Origin of the sequence: Thioclava kandeliae, assembly GCF_040297545.1 — a bacterium.
GTDB classification, from domain to species: domain Bacteria; phylum Pseudomonadota; class Alphaproteobacteria; order Rhodobacterales; family Rhodobacteraceae; genus Thioclava; species Thioclava kandeliae.
The window spans coordinates 1-6,675 of record NZ_JAYWLC010000051.1; the positions used below are offsets into that span (position 1 = coordinate 1).

Annotated in this window: 7 protein-coding genes; 1 reads left to right on the forward strand and 6 read right to left on the reverse strand. The window is 60.9% G+C overall.

Annotation, left to right across the window (positions count from 1 at the left end; all coding sequences use genetic code 11):
* Positions 1–259: 259 nt before the first annotated feature.
* A complete protein-coding gene (locus tag VSX56_RS20190; protein WP_349295535.1) occupies positions 260–802 on the forward strand; it encodes a GNAT family N-acetyltransferase in 543 nt (180 codons plus the stop codon).
* A gap of 47 nt (positions 803–849) precedes the next feature.
* Here VSX56_RS20190 and VSX56_RS20195 read toward each other — a convergent pair whose 3' ends face one another.
* The 6 genes from VSX56_RS20195 to VSX56_RS20220 form a co-directional block, all read right to left on the reverse strand.
* Positions 850–2,181, reverse strand: a complete 1,332-nt coding sequence (locus tag VSX56_RS20195) for an MFS transporter (protein WP_349295534.1) — start codon at positions 2,179–2,181, stop codon at positions 850–852.
* 127 nt (positions 2,182–2,308) lie between these two features.
* Positions 2,309–3,136: an amidohydrolase family protein gene (locus tag VSX56_RS20200; protein WP_339114695.1), complete on the reverse strand. Its 828-nt coding sequence runs from the start codon at positions 3,134–3,136 to the stop codon at positions 2,309–2,311.
* Positions 3,129–3,587 carry a type II 3-dehydroquinate dehydratase gene (aroQ, locus tag VSX56_RS20205; RefSeq protein ID WP_349295533.1) on the reverse strand — a complete coding sequence of 153 codons (459 nt, stop codon included), beginning with the start codon at positions 3,585–3,587 and terminating at the stop codon, positions 3,129–3,131. The genes VSX56_RS20200 and aroQ overlap by 8 nt, the downstream gene beginning before the upstream one ends.
* A 458-nt stretch (positions 3,588–4,045) precedes the next feature.
* The gene (locus VSX56_RS20210; RefSeq protein WP_339114697.1) at positions 4,046–5,191 is read right to left on the reverse strand and encodes a muconate/chloromuconate family cycloisomerase; all 1,146 of its coding nucleotides are present in this window, start codon (positions 5,189–5,191) and stop codon (positions 4,046–4,048) included.
* Between the two features lie 11 nt (positions 5,192–5,202).
* Complete coding sequence (locus VSX56_RS20215; RefSeq protein ID WP_349295532.1) at positions 5,203–6,060, reverse strand: alpha/beta fold hydrolase; 858 nt, start codon at positions 6,058–6,060, stop codon at positions 5,203–5,205.
* On the reverse strand, positions 6,057–6,437 hold the full coding sequence (locus VSX56_RS20220) for a hypothetical protein (protein WP_339114699.1): 381 nt from the start codon (positions 6,435–6,437) through the stop codon (positions 6,057–6,059). Before VSX56_RS20220 ends, VSX56_RS20215 begins: the two co-directional genes overlap by 4 nt.
* Positions 6,438–6,675 lie beyond the last annotated feature (238 nt).

Here is a 6,675-nt window from a genome sequence, read left to right on the forward strand (position 1 = left end):
CCCAAACACCGCAACCCCTTTTTCAACGAAAATCATAAATTCATACAAAAATTCAAATAACATGCTGAAATATATGTATTTATTTCGATCAGTTTTATGACACAGCCATCATCCTGACACACCCGCCACACCGCCAAACCGGAATCACCACCTAAGACAATGCCCTCCAGAGGCCCGGTTCACGTCATCTCCGTCTTGAAACCGCAAAACATGAACGCCAATCATAAACCCACCACCATCCGGAACAGACATCGATCACATGACATCTCCTGCCGTTGCGCTCCGCCGCCCGCTTCTTTGCGATATTTCTGCCCGTGCGACGCTCGGCATCTCGGAGGAGATCAGCCGGATGGCGGGCGCGTCGGTCCGCAGCCGCGCGGAACTCACTGCCGGAGAGGCCGAAGCCTGGTTCCACCGCCTCCAGCTCCAGCCCCATGGACAGGTGATCCTCCTCGGCGGCGAACTTGTCGGCGAGATCCGCTTCGACACGCTTAATCCCCATGACCGCCGCGGGCGGATGGCTATGGAGCTCTACCATCCCCGCCATATGGGCCGTGGCATTGGACGGCAAGCACTCCGCCTTTTTCTGGATCACGCCTTCGGGACGCAGGGGCTGCACCGGATCGACCTGCGGGTGCTGCCCTTCAATACACGCGCCATCCGTTGCTACGAAGCCTGCGGTTTCCGGTATGAGGGCACCGAACGGGAATCGGCCCTGATCGACGGGCAATGGCATGATGACCATATCATGGCGCTTCTCGAACAGGAGTATCGCGCCCACGCCGCTGACCGAAAGACATGAAAAAGGGGGCACGCGCCCCCTCTTCCCTCCAGTCTTTAATTCAGCCCTCAGCGTGGCAGGCGGCCCAGCTCCTGTATCTCGAGGGCGTGCGTCTCCCGCATCAGCAGCGTCGCCACGGTCGCGATGAGCCCGGTGACGGAGGCCATGATGGCCACGGGGACCCAGTTATCGAGATGCGGCCCCGCCAGCATGGTCGCGATGGTCGGAGCGAAACCGCCAAGCGCGAAACCGAATTGCGTCCCGATTGCCGTGCCCGACATGCGCACCCGCGTCTCGAACTGTTCGGAGAACATCGCATAGGCCGAGCCGGAATAGGCCGCGTAGATCACGCCCGACATCAGGATCCCACTGGCAAAGATCATCGGCACATCACGCTGTGCGATCGACCACAGGAACGGCCAGATCAGCGCCGCAGAGCCCAATGTCCCAAGGATGAAAACCGGACGCCGTCCGATACGGTCGGCCAGACGCGCCCAGAGCGGGATCGCGACGATGGCAACAATATTGGCCAGCACGATCACCCAGAGCATCGTCGAACGCTCGACCCCCATGGTCTGCACCGCGAAATTGAGGCCATAGATGGCCGAAAGGGTGGAGGTGATCGAGGCGAAAGCGGCGAAGAGCACCTTGAGCACATCCGGCAGATAGCCCAGACGGATCAGCACCCGCAGCGGGTTTTCCGTCTTTCCGCTCCCGGTCTGCCGGTCCTCGAACACTTCCGGCTCGGGCACGGCGCGACGGATCCACCATGCGATGGCCATCACGACGACGCTCAGCAGGAACGGCACCCGCCAGCCCCAGCTGAACAGCGCCTCTTCGGGCAGCGCCGAGATCGGCAGGAACACTGCCACCGCGAGCACCTGACCCGCCTGCGTCCCCGCCATTGTCGAACTGGAGAAGAAGGCACGGCGTCCATGCGGCGCATGCTCGAGCGTCATGGAGCTCGCCCCTGCCCCTTCGCCCGCGACCGCAAGCCCCTGACACAGGCGCAGGAAGACCAGAGCGACCGGCGCCCAGCCACCCACCTGTTCATAGGTCGGCAGCAGCCCGATAAGGAACGTGCAGACCCCCATCCCCATGAGCGTCAGCAGCATGACCGTCTTACGCCCGAAGACATCGCCGATATAGCCCATCATGAACGACCCGAGCGGGCGGGCGATATAGGCGATGGCGAATGTTGCCAGCGACAGGATCGTGGCCAGCGCGGGATCATCGGACGCAAAGATGATATGGTTGAACACCAGTGCCGCCGCACTGCCATAAATGAAGAAGTCATAATATTCGAGCGCTGATCCGATCCATGCCGCGACTGCGGATTTTCGGGAATTGGCGGATGTGGGCGCGGGCGCCTCTACCTCTATATTGGTTGTTGTATCCATTCTCTCCTCCTTGGACCTGTGGCGGATGTGCCTGCACAGTGCCGGGCGGGTCGGTCAGCTCCGCGCATATTCCTATCGGCCACCCGTCACAACCGCCTCCGACGCAAGTGACGGCAGCGGTTCGCGGTCAAAGCTGCGAATTACCCCAGAACAGCTGTAATGCAGTGTCGCGCAGCACCTGGCGACGCGCCGTTTCATCGGGGAAATAGCGTTCCACCAAGGGCCGCAGGGGGCCGTAATCCACCCGCTCCGGCACCCGCAGGAACGGCCAGTCCGACCCCCAGACGCAGCGCTCCGGCCCGAAGGCCGCGATCAGTGCCCCGATGAACGGATCAGCAGCTTCAAACGGCCATGGAAACGGCGCAAACTTATGTTGGCCCGAGATCTTGATGGCAGTCCGTTCGCGCGCGGCCAACCCCAGAAGGGCCCTGAACGCTGGCGCATCGAGCCCCGCATCCAGATCGGGGCGACCGCAATGATCGATCACCACCTGCGCGGGGCTTGCCGCGATGATCGGCAGCGCATCGAAAATACCCTCGCCCGCAAACTGGATATCGAGCACCATATCGAGATCGGCCAGACGGCTGGCCATGGCGCACCATGCGGGCACATCCACCGGCCCCATCGCCATCATGCAGGCCACGCCCGCCACGCCTTGCGCCTTAAGCACGGCGAGATCCTCGCTCGACATATCGGGCGATACCATCGCAATTCCGCGCCAGAGCCCGCCCGATTGCGCGATCGCCTCCAGCAGCGCGCTATTATCGGTAAAATAGCCCGAAGTGGGCTGCACCAGAAGCGCGCGTTCGACACCATGGGCCGCAAAGACCGCGCGCAATTGCGCAAGCGTGCCGACCTCGGCACCTTCGGGATGATAGGGCGCCTGCGGATGATAGGGAAAACGCGCGGGGTCAAGAATATGCAGATGGCAGTCGATCAATCCGGCCTCAGGCATCAACCCTGGCCCCCAGCACCGCCATCGCACGCAGGACGCATAGCTCGTAGCCCTGAATGCCGAAGCCCGCAATTACGCCATCGGCACGCTGGCTGATGAAGGAATGATGGCGGAAGCTCTCGCGCTGGTGGATATTCGATATATGACATTCTAGGACCAGACCCTCGAAGGCATTGAGGGCGTCGAGAATGCCCACCGAGCTGTGGCTATAGGCGCCGGGATTGATGACAATGGCCTCCGATACCCCGCGCGCCTCATGGATCGCATCGATCAGCGCGCCTTCATGGTTCGACTGCAAGAACCCGATCCGCGCGCCAGCGGTCTGCGCCAATGCGGTGCAATTCGCCTCGATATCGGCAAGTGTGTCATGGCCGTAATATTCCGGCTGGCGCATGCCCAACAGATTGAGATTGGGCCCGTTGAGCACCTGAATATGAATTGCCTTGGGCATAATACCTCCTTCGCCGGTTATCCGGCGGGAGAAGCTCTCGCGGCGGGTTTCCCCGTCTACAGCCCTGCTCCTCCCAATGATCCGCCGCGTCGCGGCGCACCCTCCTCCATCTGTAAGCGCCCTCCAGCGCCACGTTCTTCCCGTCCCGAAAGAGCCCGTTCCTCTTTCGGGCAACCCAGCTATATTTGGCACATCTCAGGCATACAAATACCGAATGCCCCCGAGATCATAACCCACAAGTTATATTTACTTCAGCCTAGCCGAGAGACATTCGGAGCATCCTGCAAGCGAAGGATTGATTTGATTGTAAAGTTTTAAGAGCTTGTCCAATATGCAGAGGGAACAGGCTTGCCAATATATGACTGGAATTCACAGTTAAGTGAGACAAAAGGTCTATCTAACGGCAAAGGCCCCGCGCTGGAAAAGCGTGGGGCCTCCATAACCATGAGGAATGGGGCTCAGCCAGAGACGCGCAAAGCGGTCCGACCATTGTCACGGTCATATTTCGCGACCTGCTCGGGGTCGAGATCGACACCGAGCCCCTTGCCCTGCGGCAGATGGATCATGAAATCCTTATACTCGATCGGCGTCTGCAGGATCTCGTCGGTCAGCAGAAGCGGCCCGAACAGTTCCGTCCCCCAGCGCATCTGCTCGACGGTCGAGAAGAGCTGCATGGCCGCGGCGGTCGAGACCCCCGCTTCGAGCATGGTGCCCCCGTAAAGCGCGATGCCGGCAGCCTGCGCGATGGACATCACCTCGGAGGCGCGCAACAGCCCGCCCGATTGTCCGATCTTGATCGCGAAGACATCGGCCGCCCCTGCCCGCGCGACACGCATGGCATCAAGCGGCCCTTGCAGCACCTCGTCGGCCATGATCGCCACCTCGAAGCCCTCGGTCAGCTTTGCCATTCCCTCGACATCCGTCATCCGCAGCGGTTGTTCGATAAGTGTCACACCAGCCTCCTGCAGGGCACGGCAGCCATAGCGGGCGTCTTGCAGGCTCCATGCCTGATTGACATCGACACGCACCTCGCCACGGTCGCCCACCGCTCTGGCAATGGCCGCGACATGGGCCACGTCCCCTGCCACGTCGCGCTTGCCGATCTTCAGTTTGAAGATCCGGTGGCGGCGGGTTGCCAGCATTTCCTCGGCCTCGGCAATATCCATCTCGCTATTGCCCGAAGCGAGCGTCCACGCGCAGGGAAGCGCCTTGTGCTGCGCACCACCCAGCATCTCGTGCACCGCCATATCACGCCTGCGCGCGAACCCGTCCCACAGCGCCATCTCCAGCGCGCAATGGGCGATCGGGTTTCCCTTGGCAACCTTTTCCATCAGGACCCGCGCCGCATTCAGGTTGTCGGCATCGAGCCCGATCAGCGCGGGTGCCAGATAGGTATCGATGGCCGAGCGGATGCTTTCGGGGCTTTCGGCGCAATAGTTCAACCCGCCGATCGTCGTCCCCTCGCCAATGCCCACAGACCCGTCGGAGAACCGCATCTCGACCAGCACAAGCGCCTGCGAGAGCATGGTCGTGACCGACAGCACATGGCCGCGGATGGTCGGAATATCCAGAATGCGGGTGGTGATCTTGTCGATCGTTACCATCAAGCCTCTCCTTATTGCGCAGGCACCGGCTGGCGCATTTTGGCCAGACCCTCGACAAAGAACGGACGGAAGCCATCGGGATGTTCGGACATCGGGAAATGGCCGACCTCGGGCATGACGGCAAGCGTCGCACCCTTGATAGCAGCGGCGGTGCGCTTGGCATCTTCGGGGGTGCAGGTCAGATCATAGGCACCGACAATGATATGCACCGGTGTCCTCTCGGTATCGATATCCTTCAACCGCCCGATCAGACTGTCATCCCTGGTGTAGAAGCTCAGATCGCCACGGAACACGCCCGGCCCCGATTGCTGGAACATCCAGAGCGTATTCCAGCGCTCGTTGAGCGGTGCGAAGGGGCTGATATTGGTCGAGACCAGCGCAGCTCCCATCTCGCCACCATGCGCATCGGGGCGGTGGAACCAGTCGATATCATACCATGCCGGCTGGAAATCCGAGGCTTCAATGGCGATGAAGCCCGCGAAGGTATCGGCATGGAGCGCCGCCAGCTGCAAAGCGATCCGCCCGCCCATCGAGGTGCCCGCCAACACGGGCCGCTCCAGCCCCAAGGCTTCGACGACCTTGAGAATGGTCTCGATATAGGCTTCCGTCGTAAGAAGATATTCCTCGGTCTGGAAGCCTTCGGGCGGCAGCGATTTACCATGCCACGGCATGTCAAACGCGATAATGCGGTGATCGCGTGTGATCTCGGCATCATTCATGATATGGCGCCATTGGCGGGTGTCCGCGCCCGCCGTGTGTAGACAGAGCACGGGCACCCCCTTCCCTGCCTCTTCGAAATAGATCCGGCGGTTGGTCCCGTCCGAGAGTGTGACCGTCACATAACGGCCAGTGATGGCTTCGATACTCATAGCTTTATTCCCTCGGTAGGGCGCGGTAGCGCCATGAATTCCTTGAAGAACCGCAGATTCTTTACCAGCGCCAGAATATCGCCGGTGATCCGGCCACGACCGATCTTCACCAGACCGAAAATATCGTGGAATCCGGGCGCAGGGCGGGCCTTCCAGAATTCATCCAGCGCCGCGCGATCGGTGCTGAACGCGAAGCGATAGGGGATTTTCTTCGAGGGCCCCGGCTGGATCTTGACCAAAGAGCCCTTCTCGAAGCTCAGGTAGAACTCCTCGCCTTCCACCTCTAGCAGGACGGTTTCCGAAAACAGTGCGCCCAAGCGCATCAGATGGGGGCTGGCGTTGTGCCGCCGCGCCATATCTTGCAGAGTCTCTATCATATCCCCTCCTCGAAAGTGCTTGGGCCACAGGTTCGGGGATAACGGGACAGCGGACAATACCGGCGGGGGTATCGACTGATACCGCGACATCGAGGCAACCACCACACTTGCAGATCGGCCATAGGGGCCTAAAACTGGCCACCCTACCAATGCCCATAAGAGTAAGGACAGGCTCCATGTCCCCCGAAGAGAAAAAGACCCGCGAGGATCTTGCCGCCTGTTACCGGCTGGCCGCCAA

Coding starts and splice junctions, on each gene's coding strand:
- VSX56_RS20190 (WP_349295535.1), top strand. CDS start 260: ATGACATCTCCTGCCGTTGCGCTCCGCCGCCCGCTTCTTTGCGATATT.
- VSX56_RS20195 (WP_349295534.1), bottom strand. CDS start 2,181: ATGGATACAACAACCAATATAGAGGTAGAGGCGCCCGCGCCCACATCC.
- VSX56_RS20200 (WP_339114695.1), bottom strand. CDS start 3,136: ATGCCTGAGGCCGGATTGATCGACTGCCATCTGCATATTCTTGACCCC.
- aroQ (WP_349295533.1), bottom strand. CDS start 3,587: ATGCCCAAGGCAATTCATATTCAGGTGCTCAACGGGCCCAATCTCAAT.
- VSX56_RS20210 (WP_339114697.1), bottom strand. CDS start 5,191: ATGGTAACGATCGACAAGATCACCACCCGCATTCTGGATATTCCGACC.
- VSX56_RS20215 (WP_349295532.1), bottom strand. CDS start 6,060: ATGAGTATCGAAGCCATCACTGGCCGTTATGTGACGGTCACACTCTCG.
- VSX56_RS20220 (WP_339114699.1), bottom strand. CDS start 6,437: ATGATAGAGACTCTGCAAGATATGGCGCGGCGGCACAACGCCAGCCCC.